General features: G+C 72.4%; 20 protein-coding genes and 1 riboswitch. Of the genes, 11 read left to right on the forward strand and 9 right to left on the reverse strand.

Annotation, left to right across the window (positions count from 1 at the left end):
• Positions 1 to 113: 113 nt before the first annotated feature.
• Positions 114 to 1,103: an ArsR/SmtB family transcription factor gene (locus tag ACGFU6_RS30730; RefSeq protein ID WP_393615655.1), complete on the reverse strand. Its 990-nt coding sequence runs from the start codon at positions 1,101 to 1,103 to the stop codon at positions 114 to 116.
• A 184-nt stretch (positions 1,104 to 1,287) separates the two neighbouring features.
• Positions 1,288 to 2,154, reverse strand: coding sequence for a class I SAM-dependent methyltransferase (locus ACGFU6_RS30735; RefSeq protein WP_393615657.1), 867 nt, complete (start codon positions 2,152 to 2,154; stop codon positions 1,288 to 1,290).
• 47 nt (positions 2,155 to 2,201) lie between these two features.
• Between ACGFU6_RS30735 and ACGFU6_RS30740 the strand changes: the two genes are divergently transcribed.
• Positions 2,202 to 2,780 carry a helix-turn-helix domain-containing protein gene (locus tag ACGFU6_RS30740; protein ID WP_393615659.1) on the forward strand — a complete coding sequence of 193 codons (579 nt, stop codon included), beginning with the start codon at positions 2,202 to 2,204 and terminating at the stop codon, positions 2,778 to 2,780.
• Between the two features lie 83 nt (positions 2,781 to 2,863).
• Here the strand turns inward: ACGFU6_RS30740 and ACGFU6_RS30745 are convergent, their stop codons facing one another.
• Both ACGFU6_RS30745 and ACGFU6_RS30750 read right to left on the reverse strand, forming a co-directional pair.
• The gene (locus ACGFU6_RS30745; RefSeq protein ID WP_393615661.1) at positions 2,864 to 4,126 is read right to left on the reverse strand and encodes an MBL fold metallo-hydrolase; all 1,263 of its coding nucleotides are present in this window, start codon (positions 4,124 to 4,126) and stop codon (positions 2,864 to 2,866) included.
• Positions 4,127 to 4,225: 99 nt separating this feature from the next.
• The gene (locus tag ACGFU6_RS30750) at positions 4,226 to 4,666 is read right to left on the reverse strand and encodes a TIGR03618 family F420-dependent PPOX class oxidoreductase (protein ID WP_393615662.1); all 441 of its coding nucleotides are present in this window, start codon (positions 4,664 to 4,666) and stop codon (positions 4,226 to 4,228) included.
• Positions 4,667 to 4,916: 250 nt separating this feature from the next.
• On the opposite strand from ACGFU6_RS30750, the gene ACGFU6_RS30755 reads away from it, so the two are divergent.
• Positions 4,917 to 6,125, forward strand: coding sequence for a Glu/Leu/Phe/Val dehydrogenase dimerization domain-containing protein (locus tag ACGFU6_RS30755; RefSeq protein WP_393615664.1), 1,209 nt, complete (start codon positions 4,917 to 4,919; stop codon positions 6,123 to 6,125).
• Positions 6,126 to 6,250: 125 nt separating this feature from the next.
• Positions 6,251 to 6,841 carry a TetR/AcrR family transcriptional regulator gene (locus ACGFU6_RS30760; protein ID WP_123530502.1) on the forward strand — a complete coding sequence of 197 codons (591 nt, stop codon included), beginning with the start codon at positions 6,251 to 6,253 and terminating at the stop codon, positions 6,839 to 6,841.
• A gap of 44 nt (positions 6,842 to 6,885) precedes the next feature.
• Here the strand turns inward: ACGFU6_RS30760 and ACGFU6_RS30765 are convergent, their stop codons facing one another.
• Both ACGFU6_RS30765 and ACGFU6_RS30770 read right to left on the reverse strand, forming a co-directional pair.
• Complete coding sequence (locus ACGFU6_RS30765; protein ID WP_393615666.1) at positions 6,886 to 7,887, reverse strand: DUF6745 domain-containing protein; 1,002 nt, start codon at positions 7,885 to 7,887, stop codon at positions 6,886 to 6,888.
• A gap of 99 nt (positions 7,888 to 7,986) precedes the next feature.
• Complete coding sequence (locus ACGFU6_RS30770; protein WP_393615668.1) at positions 7,987 to 8,313, reverse strand: hypothetical protein; 327 nt, start codon at positions 8,311 to 8,313, stop codon at positions 7,987 to 7,989.
• A 175-nt stretch (positions 8,314 to 8,488) separates the two neighbouring features.
• On the opposite strand from ACGFU6_RS30770, the gene ACGFU6_RS30775 reads away from it, so the two are divergent.
• The 7 genes from ACGFU6_RS30775 (at position 8,489) to ACGFU6_RS30805 (ending at position 16,362) form a co-directional block, all read left to right on the forward strand.
• The gene (locus ACGFU6_RS30775; RefSeq protein WP_393615670.1) at positions 8,489 to 9,439 is read left to right on the forward strand and encodes an STM4015 family protein; all 951 of its coding nucleotides are present in this window, start codon (positions 8,489 to 8,491) and stop codon (positions 9,437 to 9,439) included.
• A 7-nt stretch (positions 9,440 to 9,446) separates the two neighbouring features.
• Positions 9,447 to 10,415 carry an STM4015 family protein gene (locus ACGFU6_RS30780; protein WP_393615672.1) on the forward strand — a complete coding sequence of 323 codons (969 nt, stop codon included), beginning with the start codon at positions 9,447 to 9,449 and terminating at the stop codon, positions 10,413 to 10,415.
• Positions 10,396 to 11,553, forward strand: a complete 1,158-nt coding sequence (locus tag ACGFU6_RS30785) for an STM4014 family protein (protein ID WP_393615674.1) — start codon at positions 10,396 to 10,398, stop codon at positions 11,551 to 11,553. The genes ACGFU6_RS30780 and ACGFU6_RS30785 overlap by 20 nt, the downstream gene beginning before the upstream one ends.
• A 37-nt stretch (positions 11,554 to 11,590) precedes the next feature.
• Positions 11,591 to 12,406 carry an STM4013/SEN3800 family hydrolase gene (locus ACGFU6_RS30790; RefSeq protein WP_393615701.1) on the forward strand — a complete coding sequence of 272 codons (816 nt, stop codon included), beginning with the start codon at positions 11,591 to 11,593 and terminating at the stop codon, positions 12,404 to 12,406.
• A complete protein-coding gene (locus ACGFU6_RS30795; protein ID WP_393615676.1) occupies positions 12,403 to 13,764 on the forward strand; it encodes an STM4012 family radical SAM protein in 1,362 nt (453 codons plus the stop codon). The genes ACGFU6_RS30790 and ACGFU6_RS30795 overlap by 4 nt, the downstream gene beginning before the upstream one ends.
• Positions 13,765 to 13,771: 7 nt before the next feature.
• Entirely contained in the window at positions 13,772 to 14,653 is an 882-nt protein-coding gene (locus tag ACGFU6_RS30800) for an STM4011 family radical SAM protein (protein WP_393615678.1), read from the forward strand.
• Positions 14,654 to 14,808: 155 nt separating this feature from the next.
• A complete protein-coding gene (locus ACGFU6_RS30805; protein WP_393615680.1) occupies positions 14,809 to 16,362 on the forward strand; it encodes an alpha/beta hydrolase in 1,554 nt (517 codons plus the stop codon).
• A gap of 78 nt (positions 16,363 to 16,440) precedes the next feature.
• On the opposite strand, the gene ACGFU6_RS30810 is transcribed toward ACGFU6_RS30805, so the two are convergent.
• Both ACGFU6_RS30810 and ACGFU6_RS30815 read right to left on the reverse strand, forming a co-directional pair.
• On the reverse strand, positions 16,441 to 17,286 hold the full coding sequence (locus ACGFU6_RS30810) for an SGNH/GDSL hydrolase family protein (RefSeq protein ID WP_393615682.1): 846 nt from the start codon (positions 17,284 to 17,286) through the stop codon (positions 16,441 to 16,443).
• A gap of 218 nt (positions 17,287 to 17,504) precedes the next feature.
• Complete coding sequence (locus tag ACGFU6_RS30815) at positions 17,505 to 18,440, reverse strand: peptidoglycan DD-metalloendopeptidase family protein (RefSeq protein WP_393615684.1); 936 nt, start codon at positions 18,438 to 18,440, stop codon at positions 17,505 to 17,507.
• Positions 18,441 to 18,443: 3 nt separating this feature from the next.
• Positions 18,444 to 18,633, reverse strand: a riboswitch (cyclic di-AMP (ydaO/yuaA leader).
• A 412-nt stretch (positions 18,634 to 19,045) separates the two neighbouring features.
• On the opposite strand from ACGFU6_RS30815, the gene ACGFU6_RS30820 reads away from it, so the two are divergent.
• Positions 19,046 to 19,858, forward strand: coding sequence for a tyrosine-protein phosphatase (locus ACGFU6_RS30820; protein ID WP_393615686.1), 813 nt, complete (start codon positions 19,046 to 19,048; stop codon positions 19,856 to 19,858).
• A gap of 34 nt (positions 19,859 to 19,892) precedes the next feature.
• Here ACGFU6_RS30820 and ACGFU6_RS30825 read toward each other — a convergent pair whose 3' ends face one another.
• Positions 19,893 to 20,069: a DUF6126 family protein gene (locus ACGFU6_RS30825; RefSeq protein ID WP_393615688.1), complete on the reverse strand. Its 177-nt coding sequence runs from the start codon at positions 20,067 to 20,069 to the stop codon at positions 19,893 to 19,895.
• Positions 20,070 to 20,078 lie beyond the last annotated feature (9 nt).

Below are 20,078 nucleotides of genomic sequence, written 5' to 3' on the forward strand. Positions count from 1 at the left end.
ACACGAAGGATCCGCGCGGCACGGCCGGTTCCGGCGGCGGGAACCAGCGTCCTTCCCGGCTCAAGAACGGCGCAAGGAAAGAAAGTTCAGGCTTACGGGCCAGGCCGCTCCCGCTACCGCTTCGCCCGCTCAGCGGCGGCCAGCAGCGCCCGGCCCTCCGCCGTCGCGACGTGGATGGACCGGCCGGCCTTGCGCACGGTGGCGACCAGCCCGACCGCGCGCAGCACGTTCAGGTGCTGGCTGACGGCGGGGTGGGTCACGCCCAGGAGCCGCGCGGCCTCGACCGTGGAGCATCCGGTGCGGGTCGCGCGCAGGAGACCGGCCCGGGTGTGACCGAGCAACGGGCCCAGCGGTCCCGCGCCGGTCGTGCGGTCGGGGGCGGGTCCGGCCCAGTCCTCGGCGTGGTGGATGGGGTAGACGAGAACGGGTGGCAGGTCCCCGTCGGCCAGCGTGATCGGCGTGGGCCAGCAGAAGAACGACGGCTGCAGCACAAGCCCCCGCCCCTGTAAGCGGAGTTGCTGGTCGACGGGGTACGTCACCTCCAGTACGGGCGGGCGCCAGCGGAACTGCGGCCCGAGCCCGGCCAGCAGCCCCTCGGTGCCGCCGTCGAGGAGGCTGCGCAGGCGCAGGGCCCGGTCGGCGTCTATGTGCGCGTGGACGCGCTGCCAGTACGGTGCGAGCGCCTCCAGCTGGTAGGTGCGCAGCGCCTGGCCGAGCTGCCGGAGGGTGTCGGCGTCACCGCCGGCCAAGGAGCTCACCCAGCCGGGGAGTTGGAGCGTGGCCGCCAGTTGTGTCAGATCGGTCCGCAGCCGTGGTCGCGGAGTGCTCATCAGGGTGTCGACGGCCGCGTGCAGGGTGGCCCGGTCGCCGGTGGTGGGGGTGAGGAAGTCCGGCGAGTAACCGCGTGGCGGCAGCAGTGCGGACAGCAGTCGGGGGCTCGCGGAGAGGCGCGGCCGGACCCAGCGGCGCCAGACGCCGAACTCCCTTTCACCGTCGCGGCGTTGCAGGGTCTGCACACTGTTGCTGATCTCCCAGAGGAAGTCCGGCCCGGGGGCCACCCGGACCCGCCCCAGATCCTCGGCGGTGAAGTGCACCCGCAGCATGGCCGCTCCTTGGAAGGTGGAGGCACACCGATGCCGTCCTCGGCCGGTCAGCGAGCCCGGCGGATCAGCGGGCAGGTGGACGGGGGTGCACCGGGAAGCCGCCGCACCGTACCCGCTTCCCGACGGCAGCGTACCGCCGTTCGACGCCCGCCCGGCCGTGCGAACGCCGCCGCTCTCCGGGCGGTCAGGGGCGGCGGCCCACCCAGGTGGTCCTGGTCGTCCGGACCGTGAGGTCGTCGCGCCGCAGGACGCTGTGCGGGCCCTCGTCGTCGGTGACGGCGTCGAGGGCGGCCAGGTCCTCGGCGGCGAGCTGCCCGTCGAGGTGGGAACGCAGCTTGCGCAGACAGAGCTGGGCATAGCGGGCGGTGGCGGGCGGCAGCGGGGCGGGCAGGTCGATCACGAAGGGGCGCTCGGCCTCCGGCACGAAGCCCGCGCGGACCAGGTGGCCCGTCCAGCCGGCGGCGGGTTCCGCGTTCAGGGCGGCGTGGAGGCGGGCCTCCAGGCCCGGCCGGCCCACTTTGATGTCGTCGGGCAGGAAACGGGGGAAGAAGTCCATCTCGGTGACGGCGAGGAGGCCGCCCGGCCGCAGTGCGCCGAAGACCTGGGACAGCACCCGGCCGGGATCGACCATGTGGTGGAGAGCGGCGGCCGCCCAGACCAGGTCGCCGGTGTCGAGGGCCGGCCACTCCCGGTCCAGGTCCGCCTGTACGCCGCGGACCCGGTCCGCGAGTCCCAGCTCGGCCGCCTTCACCGACAGCCGGTGCAGCATCCGCGGGGAGCGGTCCACCGCCGAGACTCCGGCCCGGGGGAAGCGCCGCGCGAGGGCGATGGCACCGGTGCCGGTTCCGCTGCCCAGGTCGATGATGCGGCCCGGTTCCCGGTCGGACAGTTCACCCAGCCAGGTGGTGAGCTCCGACAGGTACGTGCTCAGGACCTCGGCGTCGAGCTCCAGGATCTCGGCCATGGCGGCGGTTCCGTCGTCGGCGTGGGTATCGGCGTGGGCCGGTCGGGAGGTGTTCGGGCGTGAGGTATTCGGGTCTGCGGCGTTCATGTACCGACCGTAACGTCGCCTTGCGTACCTCGCGTAAACTCTTGCGCATGACGCAAGAAAGCGATCTGGACAGCACGGTGCGCATGCGGATCAGGAGGCTGCGGAAGGCCCGCGGCTGGTCGCTCGACAGCCTCGCCGAGCGCGCCTTCCTGAGCCCCTCCACCCTGAGCCGCATCGAGACCGGTCACCGGCGCATCGGGCTCGACCAGCTCACGGCGCTGGCCCGCGCCCTGGGAGTCTCGCTCGACCAGCTGGTGGAGAGCGTCAGCGACGATGATGCCGCGATCAGGCCGCGGCGCGACGAGCAGCGCGGACTGACCACCTGGATGCTGAACCGCGGCTCCGGCCCGGCCGGCGCCACCGTCGCCAAGATGCGCATCACCGACGAGGCCGGGGGCCCGGGGGCCGACCGGCTGGGGGTGCACCCCGGCAGGGACTGGTTCACGGTGCTGTCGGGAACCGTCACGCTGCTCCTCGGTGAGCGCGCCGTGCGGGTCGGGACGGGCCGGGCCGCCGGGTTCTCCACCATGATCCCGCACGCCATCAAGGCGCACGGCGGGCCGGCCGAGATCCTGTGCATCCTCGATCACGACGGGCAGCGCGGGCACCTCCGCCCCCGGGCCTGAGCCCCGGAGCCCGACCCCCGCCGGGCACGGGACGCGGTGCGGTGTCCGCGGAACGGCTGTACCGCCCCGCGGACACCACGCCGTCAGGCCTGGGCGGCCCGGTCGCGGTCCCGGTCGGGAGCGGGCGTCACGGCTCCGCCGGGCAGCGGCACGTGGACCGGGGGCCAGTTGCCCCAGCCCGCCACCGGTTCCGCGGCCACGGCGCGCCACCACGGTTCGACCGCCGGGGGGTCGGCCGGCTCGAACGGCCGGCCGGGGTGCGGAGCCACCAGCGTCACCCCTGCGACCTGGGTGGCGCGCATCGACCATTCGGCGGGCTCGGCCCACGGATGCAGTGCGAGGTTGAACGTCCCCCAGTGGATCGGCAGCATGATCCCCGCCGCCGGATCGTTGCCCTGGAGGTCCAGATGGGCCTGGACCCCCTCGTCGGGGCTCATGTGGATGTCCGGCCAGGCGCCGGGCTCGGGCCGGCCGTCCGTGTGGTCCTTGGGCCAGTACTGACTGTAGGCGCCGATCTGGATCATGGTGGCGTCGAACGGGCCGTGTTCGGCGCCGATCTCCTTGAAGCCGGGGAAATAGCCGGTGTCGCCGCTGTGGTAGATCCGGTGCTCCGGTCCCGCCACGACCCACGAGGCCCAGAGGGTGTGCTGCTGGTTGCGCAGGCCCCGGCCGCAGAAGTGCCTGGCCGGGGTGGCCGTCAGGCTGATCCCGGCGACCTCCGTGCTCTCGTTCCAGTCGAGCTCACGGATCCGGTCCGGGGCCACGCCCCAGCGCTCCAGGTGCGCTCCGACGCCGAGCGGCACGGCGAAGGCCGTGTCCGTGCCGGCCAGCGCCCGGATGGTCGGAAGATCGAGGTGGTCGTAGTGGTCGTGGGAGATCACCACCACATCGACCGGCCCCAGTACGCCCAGCGGCAGCGGTGCGGGGTGCAGCCGCTTGGGGCCCGCGAACGCGAACGGCGAACAGCGGTCGCCCCAGACCGGGTCGAACAGCACCCGTCGGCCGTCGATCTCCGCGAGCACACTGGAATGCCCCATCCAGGTGAGCCGCAGCCCCGAGGCGGGCGGGGTGGCGAGATCGGCCAGCGTGGTGGCATGGACCGGAATGTCACCGGTCGGCGATCTCAGTACCCGCTCCTCCTTGCGGAAGTACGTCTTCGCGAACTCCAGGGCGGACCCCGACGGCCTGATCCGTGCCCCCACCGGGTTCTGGAACACCCCGTCGACGAAATTCGGGGAACGCCGGATGCGCTCCATACGGGGGCCGTCCGGGTCGGCCCCGAAGTCTGCGGGCCGCAGCGCGCGCAGCCTGGTACGGAGCGAGAACGTGGAGTCAGCGCCGGTCACAAGATCTCCTGAGGGAGTCGGTGTCATCTCATTATGGACGGGGGGTACGACAGTGCGAGAGCAGAACACCCAACAGGATGGTGGCCCGCAGGGCCCGCCTCAGCCACGCGGCTGCCCGTACGCGTGCTCGACGTGCAGCCGCACCACGACCCGGCGGTCCCTGACCATGGCCCGGCGGTAGTCGTCCCAGTCCGGGTGCTCGCCCTGGACGTCGCGGTAGAGCGCGACCAGCTCCGCGACGGTGGCGTCGTCGGGGTCCGCCGCCGGCGGGGTGAGGTCGGCGGTGCCGTCGGCGACCGTCCAGGCCCAGCGGTCCTCGCTGGTCACGTGGTAGCCGGCCCTCGGGTCGCGGCGCAGGTTCCGGGTCTTCGCCCGGTCCTCGGTGACCGAGACCCGGACGATGCGCTCGTCGGGGTAGTAGAAGTGGTTCACATTGGACAGCTGGGGCCTGCCGTCGCGCTTGAGCGTGACCAGTACACCGCTGTTGCCTTCGGAGAACAGCCGAAGGAGCGCATCCTGCTGTGCGTCGATTCCCGTCATGACGGATCCAACGTCCGGACCCCGCGCAGGATTCCGCGTCCGGCGTCCGGCATCCGCTCCGAGGCGCCGTGCGACCGCATCCGGCCACCGGGCCACGATTCGGGGCGAGCGGCGTTGACAGCGGCACCGAATCGTCCCAATACTGAATGGTCGTTCAGTAAAAGACCATGGGGCCGACAGGCCCCGGCCCGCACGGCCCGGGGTGCAGCCCCCGGGCCCGCCCCGACCGCAGTGACCGAGGAGAACCCCGATGACGACGCCCGCGGTGTCCCCGCCCGCCCCGCTGATCTCCCTGACCTGGACGGACCACGTCACCGGCCACCAGGGGCACCTGGTCGTCGACCGGCTGGTGCGCGGGGTGTCCAGCGGCGGACTGCGGATGCGGGCGGGCTGCACGCTCGACGAGGTGACGGGACTGGCCCGCGGCATGACGATGAAGGAAGCGCTCCACTTCGACGCGGACCGCACCGGGGCCCGCTACGTGCCCCTCGGCGGCGCCAAGGGCGGCATCGACTGCGATCCCCGCGACCCGGCCGCCTACGGCGTCCTGGTGCGCTACCTGCGCGCCGTGCGTCCGTACGTCGAGAACATCTGGACGACCGGCGAGGACCTGGGGCTCAGCCAGGACCTGGTCGACCGGGCGGCCGCGGAGGCCGGGCTCGTCTCCTCCATCGAGGCCGTCTATCCGCTGCTCGACGACGAGGCGGCCGCCCGGCAGCGGCTGGCCGACGCCTTCGCCGTCGAGGTGGACGGCATCGGGCTCGACGAGCTGGTCGGCGGCTGCGGGGTCGCCGAGTCGGTGCTGGCCGCACTGGACCGGGACGGGGTCGGCCACGCGCGGGCGCGGGTCGCCGTGCAGGGTCTCGGCACCATGGGCGGCGCGACGGCCCGGTTCCTGTCGCGGGCCGGGCTCCGGGTGGTCGCCGTGGCCGACGTCAAGGGGACCATCGCCAACCCGGCCGGCCTCGACATCGAGGCCCTGCTCTCCGCCCGGGACCGTCACGGGACGGTGGACCGCGGCGCACTGCGCGACGCCGACCGCGAGCTGCCCGCAGGGGCCTGGCTGGACCAGGACGTGGACGTACTCGTGCCCGCCGCGGTCTCCTACGCCATCGACACCGGGAACCAGGCCCGGATCAGGGCCCGCTGGGTGGTCGAGGCAGCCAATATGCCGGTGCTGCCGGAGGCCGAGGCCCTGCTCGCGGAGCGCGGGATCACGGTGCTGCCCGATGTCGTCGTCAACTCCGGGACCAACGCCTGGTGGTGGTGGACCCTGTTCGGTGACATACGCGCCGACGCCGACGAGGCCTTCGCCCACACCCGCAGCTCGATGCGCGCGCTCGTCGAACTGGTGATGAACCGGGCCGCGGTGGAGAACTGCACCCCCCGGGCGGCGGCCCACGCGGTGGTCGCGGACCGGTTGCCGGTCATGGCGGAACGCTTCGGCTGGTACCGCTGACCGGGCATGTGACGGCGGCATGGACGTACGCCACCGGACCCGGCGGCCGACGGCCGGGCCGTGGTCCCACCCCGCCGCGGCAGGGCCGTTGTTAGGGTGACGCCGTGGGCAGAGTCCGGTTGAGTGTGGCGGAGCGACGCGAGGAGCTGCTGCGCGCTGCCGTGGAGCAGATCGAGGTACGGGGTGTCGCGGCGGTACGGATCGCCGATGTGGCCTCCGTCCTCGGCGTCAGCAACGCACTCGTGCTCTACCACTTCTCCACCAAGGAGAAGCTGGTCGCCGCCGCGTTCGCGCACGCGGCCGAGGCCGATCTCGCCCATCTGCGCAAGCTGTTGACCCGCCGGACCACGGCGGTGCGCAGGCTGCGCGCCGCCGTCCGCTGGTACGCGCCGACGGGCCAGGCCAAGGGCTGGCGGCTGTGGATCGAGGGCTGGGCCGCCTCGCTCCGGGATCCCGCGCTGCGTACCGTGGCGGGCGATCTCGACCAGCAGTGGAAGGCGGAGCTGGCCGAGGTCATCGAGGAGGGCGCGGCCGGGGGCGAGTTCCACTGCGACGACCCGATGTCCGTGGCCTGGCGGCTGACCGCGCTGCTGGACGGCCTGGCGGTGCAGATGACCTCGTACGCGGGCCCGCTCTCCCGGGCCACGATGCTGGAGTGGACCGAACAGGCACTGGCCCGTGAACTCGGCATCGACCACGAGACGCTGACGGCCTGACCGTCCGGCCATCCGCCCGGCGGCCGCCCCCGCGGCCCCTTCCGTCAGGTCTGGCGCAGAGGCGTGTAGGCCTCGCCCCGCAGGCCGAACGTCCAGGCGACGCCCTCCTTCGCGGTCCGGATCGCGGGCGGTACCCGCAGCCAGTAGGTGCGGTGCGTCCCGTCCGGCTCCGGGGTGGCGTTGACCACCTCGACCATGACCACATCCTCGTCGCCGTCCAGCGCGATCCGCCACAGGATGCCCGTCTCGTCCCGGTGGACCGGTTCGGCGCGCGACTCCGTGAGGTAGCGGTCGTATCCGTAGAACTCCAGCATCACGCGACGCAGTTCCGCGTTCTCCTCGGCCCGGATCCGCTCGGGGGTGAGCGCGGTCAGCTCCGCCAGGAATTCGGCGGGCACCGGCATGCCGCGCCAGGCGTACAGCCCGAACCCGTCCCGGTACGAGAGCGCCGGGCCGTCGCCCCGGTCGAGCCGGCCCGCCTCGTCGCGGTACAGCTCCCCCGGGCGGTCGCTGATCACCACGGTGCGCTCGTAGGGCCACCACCAGCCCGCGTTCCTGGCCACCGCCGCCAGTCCGTCGAGCCGGTCGCCCCGGCCGTCGAACGCGGCGAGCCAGGCCGCGTCGTGCTGGCCGAGGACCGCGTCGAGGAGGAGCAGCCGCACATCCGGCTCGTCCTCGGGCCGATCGGCCGCCTCGGCGACGACGGCGGCCCGTATCCGGTCGGCGAGCGCCGCCGTGGTCTCCCACAGCTGGGCACCGGTGGCGGACCAGAGCGCGGACCAGCCGGCCGGGCCCAACTCGTCGTACATCCGGCGCCGTTCGTCCGCCCAGGGCCGGGTCCTGACCTCCTCACGGACCGAACGGCCGGCGTCGGTCAGCTTCTTCAGGATGCCGACGGCCTCCCTGGGCGAATCGGCCCAGACGAACTCCTCCGGCTCGGCCAGCCCCGCGCTGCGGTAGGCGAGCCGCACGCCGTCCTCGGCCGCCGGCCGGTCCGCCGCACCGGTCGCCGCCGCCACGGCCCGCCATGAGTCCACGTACTGCATTTTCTTCCCCGTCCCCTGTTTCCTGTGCCGTTCCCCGTTTTGGGCGTTCTCGGATCGCGCATCGCCGCCGGCCCTCGCGGCCCGGCCGGCGAAGGCGGCTCAGTCCGCGACGATGCGGATCGTCCCCGGTGCGTACTCCCGCTGGCGCACGACGCGGAACCAGCCCTTCGGCAGCGGGATGACCGCGTGTTCCTCGTGCACCACCCGTCCGCCGTCGGGGAGGTGGAGGAGCATCGGGCCGAACACCCCGGCCTCCCGGATCAGCCGTCCCGGTCCGGGCACCGCGTGCGCGTGTCCGGTGACCTCGCCGAGCGCGAGCACCAGCCGGCCCCGCCCGTCGCGCAGTTCGCCCGGCGCGTCCAGGAGGTTCGACGGCACCTCGGACTCCTTCAGCGCCATGATCAGCACATCGCCCTGCCGGTACACAGACGTCTCCCCTCCGGACCGGCACCCGCTGTGCCGGCCACGAGGAAAACGCTACGGCGGGGGTCTGACAATCGGCCCCGGAACACAGGGCGGTGGGCCCGGTGCTCCCGTTGTCAGTGGCTGTTGATAGACCTTGCGGACATCAATCCGTCACCGTCATCAGGAGCCCAGGGCCATGTCCGATGTGGACCACCTGCACGAGCTGCTCGGCCTTCCGGCCGTCGACTTCCAGCACGACGCGAGCGACGGGGCCCGGCCGCCCGCCGGTGCGGCGGCCTGGCGCGTCTTCGTCGAGCCCTACGAGGACGACCGCACCTGGGAGCAGGAGTTCGACTCGTTCCTGGCGGCCGTCGATCCGGCCGGGGTGCGCGCGCTGGTCATCGGGCAGTGGGGGGAGGCGTACGAGGAGAACTCGTCGTACCCGATCGGTCTCGTGGTGGCCGCCGCCGACCGGCTGACGTCGCTCGAGGCGGTGTTCGTCGGGGATCTGACGATGGAGGAGGCGGAGATCTCCTGGATCCAGCAGAGCGATGTCACCGCTCTGCTGGCCGCCTACCCCGCGCTGGTGGAGCTCGGGGTGCGCGGTGGAAGCGATCTCGTCTTCCCGCCCACCCGGCACGAGCGCCTTCGTTCGCTCACCGTCGAGACGGGCGGGCTGCCGGTCGAGGTGGTCCGCGGGGTGCTGGACAGCGAGCTGCCCGCGCTGGAGAAGCTCGATCTCTGGCTGGGTGTCTCCGCCTACGGCGGCGACGCCGATGTGGCGGACCTCGCGCCGCTGCTGTCCGGCACCCGGTTCCCGGCCCTGCACCATCTCGGCCTGCGCAACAGTGAGGTGGAGAACGAGATCGCGGCGGCCATCGCCTCGGCGCCGCTCGTGGCCCGGCTGCGTACGCTCGACCTGTCGTGCGGCACGCTCGGGGACGAGGGCGCGGCCGCGCTCCTCGAGGGCCAGCCGCTGACCCATCTCGACGTGCTGGACCTCCACCACCACTTCCTCAGCGAGCAGGTGGAGCGCCGGATCTCCGACGCCCTGGTACCGCACGGGGTGCGGGTCGACCTGTCGGACCGCTGCGAGCCGTGGGACGACGGCGGGCCCGAGGGCCGTTACACCACGGTCTCGGAGTGAGGGGACGTTGAACAGCATCGAACACCCAGAGGTGTTTTACGGCCTGCCCGTGCTGACCCTGCCGGCCGGGGACGACGCGGGCGCGCCGGCTCTGCCCCCGGCCGGGTCGGTGGCCTGGCGGCTGGACTGCGGACAGGACGGGGTGCCGTTCCCGGAGCTCTGGCAGCACTTCCTCGACACCGTCGACCCGGCGGGGGTCCGGGCCCTGCTGATCGGCCCCTGGTGGGAGGACGACTACTCGGTTCTCGCCCCGGTCGTCGAGCGGCTCGTCGCCGAGGCCGGCCGGTTCCCGGATCTGCGCGCGCTGTTCCTCGCCGATGTTGCCGGTGAGGAGTGCGAGGTCTCGTGGCTCGCCATGTGCGACATCACTCCGGTCCTCGAAGCGTTTTTGCTCCTGGAGGAGCTGACCGTGCGCGGCGGCGGGGACAGCGTCCTCGATGAGGCGAAGCTGGAGCTGCGCCCGGTGCGGCACGAGGCGCTGAAGTCGCTGAGGTTCGAGTCCGGCGGTCTGCCGGGGCATGTCGTGCGGGCGGTCGGGTCCTGCGAACTGCCCGCGCTGGAAAGTCTGGAGCTCTGGCTCGGCGTCGGCTGGTACGGCGGTGACGCCACGGTCGAGGATCTGCGGCCGGTCCTGGCGGGCGGTGGCCTTCCGCGCCTTCGCCATCTCGGCCTGCGGAACAGCGAGTTCCAGGACGAGATCGCCGCGGCGGTGGCCGGCGCACCGGTGGTCGCCCGGCTGGAGTCGCTCGCCCTCTCCATGGGCACCCTCGGCGACGCGGGGGCCGCCGCCCTGCTCAACGGTCAGCCTCTCACCCACCTCACCTCGCTGGACCTGTCTCACCACTACCTCACCGATCCGCTGACGGACCGCCTCCGGGAGCTGTTCGCCAGGTCGGGCACCCGGATCGATCTCGACGGGGCGGACTACTGGGATCCCGAGGGCGACGAGCCCCGCTATGTCGCGGTCAGTGAATAGCGCGCCGCCGCGCTTCGCGGTCGTGGGCAATCCCGGCAACCGCCGCGTCGGCCTCTTCCAGAAGGCCGTGCGGGCCGCCGGGCTGCCCGCGGCCCGCCCCGTCTCCTGGCTCGACGTGCTGGACGGGGCGGCGGTCTTCCTGCCCGGGGAGACCGTGCGCATCGACTCCCCCGGTGAGGACGCCGAGGTCGAGCGGCTGCTGCGGGACGTCGAGGACCCGACCAGGGTGGAGGGGTCGTCGCGCTGGTACGCGCGGTTCACCTCCGCCGTACGGGAGGTGGCGCGGGCCGCGGCCGAGGCCGGTGCGGTCCTGCTGGACGGCCCCGGTGACCTCGCGGTGCTGTTCGACAAGCGGCTGTGCCACGGCGTGCTGGACGCGGCGGGCGTGCCCGTGCCCGCCTCGCCCACGTCCGGCCCCGCCGCGCCACCCGTACGCGGCTGGGCGGATGTGCGCGGCCTGATGGCCGACCGCCGGATGCCGAGGGTGTTCGTGAAACCCGCGCACGGGTCCTCCGCCTCGGGGGTGCTCGCCGTGGAGACGGCCGGTCCCGGCCGCGTGCGGGCGACCACCTCGGTCGAGCGGGACGGGGCCGGCCGGCTCCACAACTCGCTCCGGGTGCGCCGGCTCACGACGGAGGGCGAGGTCGCGGCGATCGTCGACGCGCTGGCGCCGGACGGTCTGCACGTCGAACGCTGGCTGCCGAAGGCCTCGCAGCGCGGCCGGGCAGCGGATCTGCGGGTCGTGGTGGTGGACGGCCGCGCCACCCACGCCGTCGTCCGCACCAGCCGCTCCCCCATGACCAATCTGCACCTCGGGGGTGTTCGCGGCGATCTGGACGAGGCGCGGGCCGCCACCGAGGCGGCGGGCGGCAGCTGGCGCGAGGCCCTGGCGGTGTGCGAGCGGGCGGGCGCCGCCTTCCCGGACACGCTGTGCGTGGGCGTCGACCTGCTGCCCGCGACCGGCTGGCGGCGGTTCGCCGTCGGCGAGGTCAACGCCTTCGGTGACCTGCTGCCACGTCTGACAGGTCTGCCGGGCAGCGGCGCCGAGGGCCTGGACACCTATGCCGCGCAGGTCGCCGCCGTACTGGACAGAGCACAGAACAGAGCAGGGAACCACCGTGTCGACGCAGCATCCTGAACCCCCGTCCGGCGTCCTGGACGCCCCGAACCCGGATATGAGCGAGGTCGTCGGCCGCGATGACCTGCTGCTCGTCACCCTGGACACCCTGCGGTACGACGTGGCGGCGGAGCTCGCCGCCGCCGGCCGTATCCCGAACCTGGCCCGGCACCTGCCGGCCGGCGGCTGGGAGCGGCGGCACGCCCCGGGTAGCTTCACGTACGCCTCGCACCAGGCGATCTTCGCGGGGTTCCTGCCCACACCGGCCGCTCCGGGGCCCCATCCGCGACTGTTCGCCGCCCGGTTCGCGGGCAGTGAGACCACCGCGGAGCCCACCTTCGTCTTCGACGCCCCCGACCTGGTCTCGGGTCTGGCGTCGGCCGGGTACCGCACGGTGTGCATCGGAGGCGTCGGGTTCTTCAACCGGCAGGGTGCCCTGGGCTCGGTACTGCCCGGGATGTTCCAGGAGGCGCACTGGGAAACCGAGTTCGGTGTCGCGTCCGAGAGGTCCTTCGAGGCGCAGGTGGCCCGTGCCGAGCGTGTAGTCGAGCGGCTCCCCGCCGAACAGCGGCTGTTCCTGTTCGTCAACGTCTCCGCGCTGCACCAGCCGAACTGGTTCCACCTGCCGGGGGCCACCCGGGACGCCGGCGACAGCCGCGCGACCCACGCCGCCGCGCTGGAGTACGTCGACGCCCATATCGGCCGGCTCTTCGCCGCCGCGAGCAGCCGCCGCCGCGCCTTCGCCATCGTCTGCTCCGACCACGGCACGGCGTACGGCGACGACGGATACACCGGTCACCGGCTCGGGCACGAGTCCGTCTGGACCGTTCCTTACGCCCATTTCTTCCTGGAACCGGGGGCCACCGCCCGATGAACAGCCCGTACTCGCCCCGCCCCTACCAGAGTTACGTCTACGCCTACCCGCACAAGACGGCGTACGGCAGGCTGTCCGATGACCCCGGCGGGCGGCCCGCGCTGAGCGAGCTGTGGGCCGGGGAACGCAAGGACGCGCTCTCGCTCTACCTCCACATACCGTTCTGCGAGGTCCGCTGCGGCTTCTGCAACCTCTTCACCCGGGTCGGCGCCCCCGACGAGCTCACCACCCGCTACCTCGACGCGCTGGACCGGCAGGCGACGGCCGTGCGGGACGCGCTGGGCGACGCCGAGCCGGTGCGTTTCGCCGCGGCGGCCTTCGGGGGCGGTACCCCGACCTTCCTGACGGCAGGTGAGCTGGAGCGCCTGTGCGACATAGCGGAGAAGCGGATGGGCGCCGATCTCCGGTCGGTGCCCCTGTCGGTCGAGACGTCACCGTCGACCGCGACCGCCGACCGGCTGGCCGTGCTGGCCGAGCGGGGGGCGACCAGGATCAGCATCGGTGTGCAGAGCTTCGTCGAGGACGAGGCACGCGCGGCGGTCCGTCCGCAGCGCCGGGCGGACGTCGAAGCCGCCCTGGGGCTGATCCGGGACGCCCGCATCCCGGTCCTCAACATCGACCTGATCTACGGCATCGACGGGCAGGACGAGGCGAGCTGGCAGACCTCCCTGGACGCGGCGCTCCAGTGGCGTCCGGAGGAGCTGTACCTCTACCCGCTGTACGTGCGTCCGCTGACCGGCCTCGGCCGCACCGGCGCGTCGGCGGCGGAAGCGGAATCCGCCTGGGACGAACAGCGGCTGCGGCTGTACCGGTCCGGGCGCGATCATCTCCTGGCGCACGGCTACGAGCAGGTGTCGATGCGGATGTTCCGGCGAGCCGGTGCCCCGGCCGCCGGGGGTCCCGACGACTACGCCTGCCAGACCGACGGGATGATCGGGCTGGGCTGCGGCGCCCGCTCGTACACCTCGCGGCTGCACTACTCCTTCGACTACGCGGTCCAGATGCGGGAGGTGCGGTCCATCATCGACGGCTACACGGCGACCGAGGACTTCACCCGCGCGGAGGTGGGCCGGTACACCGACGGCGACGAGGCGCGCCGCCGTCACCTCCTGCAGTCGGTCCTCCAGGCCGGCGGGCTGCGGCTGTCGGAGTACCGCGAGCGGTTCGGCAGCGGCCCCGAGGAGGACTTCCCCGCTGAGCTGGCTCTGTTCGAGGAGCGGGGCTGGCTCGATCCGGACGCTCCGGCCGCCGGGCTGCTGCGCCTGTCCCCCGAGGGGCTGGCGCACTCCGACGCGCTGGGTCCCGACCTCTTCTCCCCTGCCGTGCGGGCCGCGATGGCCTCGTACGAGCTGAAGTGAGCCCCGGATGGACCTGACGATTCTCTACCGGGGCCCACTCGCCTCGTGCGACTACGACTGCCCGTACTGCCCGTTCGCCAAGCGGCGCGACAGCCGGGAGCAGCTGCGGGCCGACCGGGCAGCGCTGGAGCGGTTCACGGCGTGGGCGGCGGCGCAGCGGGGTGACCGGATCTCGGTGCTGTTCACGCCGTGGGGCGAGGGGCTGGTGCGCTCCTGGTACCGCCGGGCGATGGTCGAGCTGGCCGGGCTGCCGCACATCCGCCGGGTGGCGATCCAGACGAACCTGAGCGGGCGCACGCAGTGGCTCGCCGAGGCGGGAACCGCGGGCCGGGACAAGGTCGCGCTCTGGTGCACCTACCACCCGGGCCAGACGCCGTACGAGCGTTTCCTGGCCAGGTGCGGGGAGTTGAGGTCCCTGGGGATCCGGCACAGCGTCGGTGTGGTCGGTCTGGAGGACCATCTCGACGAGGCCCGGCGGCTGCGGGCGGCGCTCCCCGGGGAGGTGTACCTCTGGGTCAACGCCGCGGAGGGGCACACCTATACGGACGAGGAGGCCGGCCGGTGGACGGAGATCGACCCGCTGTTCCCGTACAGCCGCCATCCGCACCGTTCGGCCGGGCTGCCCTGCCGCACCGGTGAGTCCGTGATCTCGGTGGACGGGGAAGGCACGGTGCGCCGCTGCCACTTCGTCCGGGCCGAGCTCGGCAATCTGTACGACGGCAGTTACCGTGACGCGCTGGGCCCTCGGGCGTGCCCGCTGGCGGTGTGCGACTGCCATATCGGCTACGTCCATCTGGAGACGCTGCCGCTGTACGACGTCTTCGCCGGCGGAGTGCTGGAGCGCGTACCGGCCCGGCCGTTGCTCGGCATCGGGCGGGCGCGGGCGTAGCCCCCCGGGCGCGGATCACCGGCCCCTGGCTGCCGTGGGCGCCACTGCCGGTCCCGGGCAGCGGCCTGTAATCTGCACCCGTTCGATGATCGGACGATCACGGGTACGGGGATGCGGGCACGGGGCGGGCGTCCAGGGGGAGCGCGGGAATTTCGATGAGTGACGGATATCCGATACGAAGCCGCAGACCGGGTCTCTCGGCCGGCGCGTACATCGTCGCCGGGATCCTCCTCGTCGCGGTGGGGTTCGTCGGTGCCTGGCTCCAGCGCGACGCTCCCGCAAAGAAGGCGGAGCCGCGTACGGAGTTGACCGCGGACAACCCGCCCGCCGGTCTGCCCGCGGCGTTCACCACCGGCCAGCGCCTCCACTGGTCCCGCTGCACCTCGCCCGCCACCGCGCGCACGGGCTATGACTGCGCCACCATGAAGGCCCCCCTGGACTACCGGAAGCCGGACGGCAGGACGATCGACGTCGCCCTGATCCGCCACAAGGCCACCGGCCCGAACGCCCGGCGCATCGGCTCGCTCGTCCTCAACTTCGGCGGCCCCGGGGAGCCCGGTGTGAGCGGGCTGCCCGCATTCCTCAGCCAGTACCAGCCGTTGCTCGACCGCTACGACCTGGTCTCCTTCGATCCGCGCGGCACCGGCGTGACCATCCCCGTGCGCTGCGGGAAGACCGAGGACGACACCGGCTACGGCGGGGCCGGTGCCTGCGCCAAGCACTCAGGGGCGCTCCTGCCGTACATCGGCACCTCGCACACCGCGCGCGACCTCGACCTGATGCGGTACCTCCTCGGCGACAAGCGGCTGCACTACTTCGGCGTCTCGTACGGAACGGCGCTCGGCGCGGTCTACGCCCACCTGTACCCGTCGCACGTCGGACGGCTGGTCCTCGAAGCGTCCGTCGATCCGACCGAGGACCACACCGAGAAGAACTTGTCGCAGGTGAAGGCGGTCCAGGCGGCGTTCGACCGGTTCGCCGTGCACTGCGCGGCCCGTATCCGCCACTGCCCGACCGGTGACGGGCCCGAGGAGGCCGCGCGGCGCATGGCGCACCTGGCCGACCGTCTGGAGAAGAAGCCCGCCCCGGCCGGCTCCGGAAACAAGATCGACGCCGCCGAGCTCGCGTACGCCGTCAGCGACCATCTCGACCGCGGCACCGACGGCTGGTCGCCGCTCGCCAAAGCCCTCACCGCGCTGATCGACCACAACGACGGCCGTCTGCTGAGCAAGGGCGCGGACACCATCGGATCCGCCGACCGCACGGCGACCCCGCCCGGCAACACCCGCGCGGCCAGGACCGCGATCACCTGCGCGGACTCCAGCCTGCGCCCCGGCGTCGAGCGCCTCAGCAAGGACGAGGCCCGCGTCAAAGCGGCCTCACCCGTCTTCGGCGCTGCCTGGTCCACCGGCGTCTACCTCTGCTACGGCTGGCCGTTCGACGGCGAGAGCGCCACGCTCCAGGTGAACGCCGACGGCGCGGCCCCCGTCCTGGTGGTCGGCGGCACCGGCGACCCGACCACCCCCTACCCCGGCGCCCGCCGCATGGTCCGCGCCCTGGGCGACGGTGTCGGCGTCCTCCTGACGGCCGAGGAAGAGGGCCACGGCACATACCCGAACAACCGCTGTGTCACGGAGAAGATCGACCACTACCTCCGCACGGGCCGCACCCCGGCCCCGGGGACGGTATGCCGGGGCAGCATGTCCTGAGCTCTGCCGACGCGCACTGCTGCCAAGATGCACGGCTCTGTGGGGACGGCCGTCCCGGGGTCCGGGCGGCCGGGCCCCTCAGAGCGGCAGCAGGTCCGGCCGCTTCGCCGCCACGTGGTCGCCGGAGGACTCGCCGCGCAGGCGCCGCCCGATCCACGGCACCAGGTACTCGCGGGCCCAGTGGATGTCGTCGCGCCGGACCTCGAAAGTTCCCCGGATCGGCTGCGGCGGCCACTCCTGGTCCGGGTCGGCCGGCACGTCGAGACCGAGGACCTGGGCGGCGCGCAGCGCGACGCGGGTGTGCCCCTCCGGTGACAGGTGCAGCCGGTCGCCGTCCCAGGCGCGCCGGTCCTGCACGGAGCGCAGCGACCACAGGTCGAGCACCGGGCAGTCGTAGCGGTCCGCGATGGACCGCACATGGGCGGTGTAGGTGGCGATCTTGCCGCGCAGATGGCGCAGCACCGGAACGCCGCGGGTGTCGAAGCCGGTGGTGACCATGACGGTGCCGACCGACCGGGTCAGCTCGGCGACCGCGCGCTCGAAGCGCTCGGCGACGTCGTCGGGGTCGGTGCCCGGCCGGATGATGTCGTTGCCGCCCGCGCAGAAGCTCACCAGGTCGGGGGCGAGTTCCTTGGCGCGCGGTACCTGCTCCTCGACTATCTGGTCGAGGAGGCGTCCTCGTACGGCGAGATTGGCGTACCGGAAGTTTCCGTGCGCGGCACCCGTGGTGTCCTGCGCCGTTTCGAGGTCCGGGAGCTGGTCGGCGAGGATTACCGCCAACCGGTCGGCCCAGCCGACGAATGTCCCGTCCGGGCCCAGGTCGCCGACTCCCTCGGTGAAACTGTCGCCAATCGCCGCGTACGACTCGATGGCGCCCTGTCGGTTGATGACGCCCTGTCGGATGTTTCTCGAATCGTCTGCCACAAGGGCATATCCTGCACCGTCGATTGTGACCTACGCGACCGTAATACGGGGTTGACGGGTGGTGAGATAGACCACCCAGTCAGATTTCGGTAAAGGGGGAATAAGTGCGACCGTCCTCCGAACACCGGCCGCACATAAGCGGAGGGACGGTGCGCCGCCGCGCACCGCCCCTCCGCTGTATTGCTCAGGTCCGGGTCACCGGACCGGTACCGCCTGGATCAGACGTTGATCCCGTGCGACGCCAGGTAGGCGATCGGGTCGATGTCCGAGCCGTACGCCGGACCCGTGCGGACCTCGAAGTGGAGGTGCGGGCCGGTGGCGTTGCCGGTGGCGCCGGAGAGGCCGACCTGCTGGCCCGCGGTCACGGTCTGGCCCGCCGAGACGGAGAGCGAGGACATGTGGCCGTACTGCGAGTAGTGGCCGTCGGCGTGCTTGATGACGACCTCGTTGCCGTACGCGCCGCCCCAGCCCGCGGTGACGACGGTGCCGGAGGTGATCGCCTTCACGCTGGTGCCGGTGGAGACGGGGAAGTCGATGCCGGTGTGGCTGCCGCTGGACCAGCTGGCGCCGGAGGCACGGTAGGCGGTGGTGTGGTTGCCGGGGACCGGGTGGACGTAGCCGGAGGACGAGCCCTGGTCGGCGGAGGCGGTGTTGGACGCCTGGGTGTCGGTGGAGGCCGCGGGGGCCTTCGACTCGGTCTTGGCCGGAGCCTTCGACGGGGCCTTCGACGGGGTGGTGTCACCCGTGGAGGTGTGCGAGCCGGTGGCCGGGGCGTGGCCCCAGGCCTTGCCGCCGAGGGTCAGCTTCATGCCCGGGAAGATCAGGCTCGGGTCGTCGCCGACGACCTTGCGGTTGTCCTGGTACAGCTTCTCCCAGCCGCCCTTGAGCTTGTGCTCGGCAGCGATCTTCGACAGGTAGTCGCCGGAGACCACGGAGTAGGTCTTGGTGCCGGACTGCTTGTCCGCGACCGGCTTGGCCGGGGTGGCGTGCGCGGCGGCCGACTGCGCGGTGGCGGGAGCGGCCTGCTCCGCGGCGTTGGCACCGGTGGCGCCGAGCAGCGGAAGCGCGATGACGGCTCCGCCGGCGCTCGCGACGACGACGCCGCGGGCGATGGTGGCGGACTTGGGACGGCGGTGCTTACCCGGGATGGGCATGAAGAATTTCCTCTCCGGCGCCTACGAGGTGAGCTGTCGGGTTCGGGCTGGAGATGCCCGGTCGCGCCTGGCGCGACTTCACCCCGAGCCGGCCGGATCTCTCCGGTCGGCGGCTTACCTGGTTCCCCCGCTCCTGCCACACGGTGAGTGGGTGCGAATTCCGGACGGCGGCAGGATTAGGCGTTCCATCCGGATTGACATGGAACGTAAGCGAGCCGGGACGGCGGAAACAAGCCACGGGTTCCGCTCCGGATTCCGCCCCGGGAAATCGGCACGGAATTACGGTGACACTCCGTGGATTATGGATCTTGGCATTCCGCGCGGCGTACGGATTACCCAACGGGCCCGCCGCCACACACCGTCACGGATATGATCCCGCTCACGAGCGGGTGACCATCTCCCGCATAAGCACGGCATGTTCGACTAAAAGCCTCAATACGGACATGTCATGCCCATCGTCCCCGCCGGCGCTCCACGAAGAGGCGGCGCACGGTGGCGGCATCAGAGCCGCCGCCGGGATGATCGGCTGAATATCCGATGTCGTATCGTCACGGGAGTGGACCCGTCGGCGACACGCGTCGGCGGCAGAGCCTCCAGGAGTGACCGTGACGCAGCAGCTGCCGCAGACCCCGTCGACGGAACCCGAGCTGGCGGGGGTCCGTAACTTCCGCGACGTGGGCGGACTGCCCACCACGGACGGCCGCCGGGTTCGCTACGGACGGCTCTTCCGCAGCGGTCACCTGGCGGGCGCCACCCCCGAGGACGCGGCGTTCCTCGGCGGCCTCGGGCTGCACACGGTCTTCGACTTCCGCAACGCGGCGGACCTCAAGCTGGACGGGGCGGACGTGGAGCTGCCCGGCGTGCGCAATGTGAACATCCCGCTCACCGACCCGGCGGACGGCAGCGAGTTCTGGCGGATGGTGCGCGACGGCGAGATGGACGAGCTGCGCGGGATCCTCGGCGACGGCCAGGGCACGGCGCGGATGGTCTCCTCGTACCGCTCGATCATCCTGGACCGCACCGCCGAGCACAGCCGGGTGCTGCACGCCCTGGCCGAGGACAGCGTCCCGGCCCTGATGCACTGTGCGGCGGGCAAGGACAGGGCGGGGCTCTCGATCGCGGTCTCGCTGCTCGCGGTGGGCGTCGGCCGCGAGGCCGTCGAGGCGGACTACCTCAAGTCCAACGACGCCCACCGCCGCTACCGGGTCCGCCGCAGCGACACCTCGGCGGCCGGCATGTCGCCCGAGGTGATGGAGCTCCTCAGCCCCCTCTTCGGCGCCCACAGCGAATACCTCGCCGCGGCCTTCGCCACGATCGACGAGACCTGGGGCGGCACCGAGCGCTACCTCTCCGAGGGGCTGAGGATCACCCCCGCGACGCGGGAGCGGCTGCGCGAGCGGCTCCTCGAAGAGGCGTGAGCGTCCGCCGGGCCAGGGGCCACGGGGTTGGCGGCTACTGGTTGTGCATCCCCACCGCGAACAGCAGGTAGAGGAAGCCCGCGATGACGTGCCCGGCCACCAGGTAGGCGAACAGCCTGATGACGAGCCCGCGCGGCATCTTGCGTTCCTGGGTGTCGGCGTCCTTGCGCCCGGCCGGGGTGAGCGGGTCGTAGTTCTCGGAATCGGACATGACAGTCCT

It is taken from the genome of Streptomyces sp. NPDC048462 (assembly GCF_043200175.1).
Lineage (GTDB): Bacteria > Actinomycetota > Actinomycetes > Streptomycetales > Streptomycetaceae > Streptomyces.

What these genes read in the sequence shown, in the direction of transcription:
- ACGFU6_RS30730 (WP_393615655.1), bottom strand. Translation starts at nt 1,103, where the DNA reads ATGCTGCGGGTGCACTTCACCGCCGAGGATCTGGGGCGGGTCCGGGTG.
- ACGFU6_RS30775 (WP_393615670.1), top strand. Translation starts at nt 8,489, where the DNA reads ATGTCCGATGTGGACCACCTGCACGAGCTGCTCGGCCTTCCGGCCGTC.
- ACGFU6_RS30790 (WP_393615701.1), top strand. Translation starts at nt 11,591, where the DNA reads ATGAGCGAGGTCGTCGGCCGCGATGACCTGCTGCTCGTCACCCTGGAC.
- ACGFU6_RS30755 (WP_393615664.1), top strand. Translation starts at nt 4,917, where the DNA reads ATGACGACGCCCGCGGTGTCCCCGCCCGCCCCGCTGATCTCCCTGACC.
- ACGFU6_RS30785 (WP_393615674.1), top strand. Translation starts at nt 10,396, where the DNA reads ATGTCGCGGTCAGTGAATAGCGCGCCGCCGCGCTTCGCGGTCGTGGGC.
- ACGFU6_RS30740 (WP_393615659.1), top strand. Translation starts at nt 2,202, where the DNA reads ATGACGCAAGAAAGCGATCTGGACAGCACGGTGCGCATGCGGATCAGG.
- ACGFU6_RS30815 (WP_393615684.1), bottom strand. Translation starts at nt 18,440, where the DNA reads ATGCCCATCCCGGGTAAGCACCGCCGTCCCAAGTCCGCCACCATCGCC.
- ACGFU6_RS30795 (WP_393615676.1), top strand. Translation starts at nt 12,403, where the DNA reads ATGAACAGCCCGTACTCGCCCCGCCCCTACCAGAGTTACGTCTACGCC.
- ACGFU6_RS30765 (WP_393615666.1), bottom strand. Translation starts at nt 7,887, where the DNA reads ATGCAGTACGTGGACTCATGGCGGGCCGTGGCGGCGGCGACCGGTGCG.
- ACGFU6_RS30750 (WP_393615662.1), bottom strand. Translation starts at nt 4,666, where the DNA reads ATGACGGGAATCGACGCACAGCAGGATGCGCTCCTTCGGCTGTTCTCC.
- ACGFU6_RS30735 (WP_393615657.1), bottom strand. Translation starts at nt 2,154, where the DNA reads ATGAACGCCGCAGACCCGAATACCTCACGCCCGAACACCTCCCGACCG.
- ACGFU6_RS30805 (WP_393615680.1), top strand. Translation starts at nt 14,809, where the DNA reads ATGAGTGACGGATATCCGATACGAAGCCGCAGACCGGGTCTCTCGGCC.
- ACGFU6_RS30800 (WP_393615678.1), top strand. Translation starts at nt 13,772, where the DNA reads ATGGACCTGACGATTCTCTACCGGGGCCCACTCGCCTCGTGCGACTAC.
- ACGFU6_RS30825 (WP_393615688.1), bottom strand. Translation starts at nt 20,069, where the DNA reads ATGTCCGATTCCGAGAACTACGACCCGCTCACCCCGGCCGGGCGCAAG.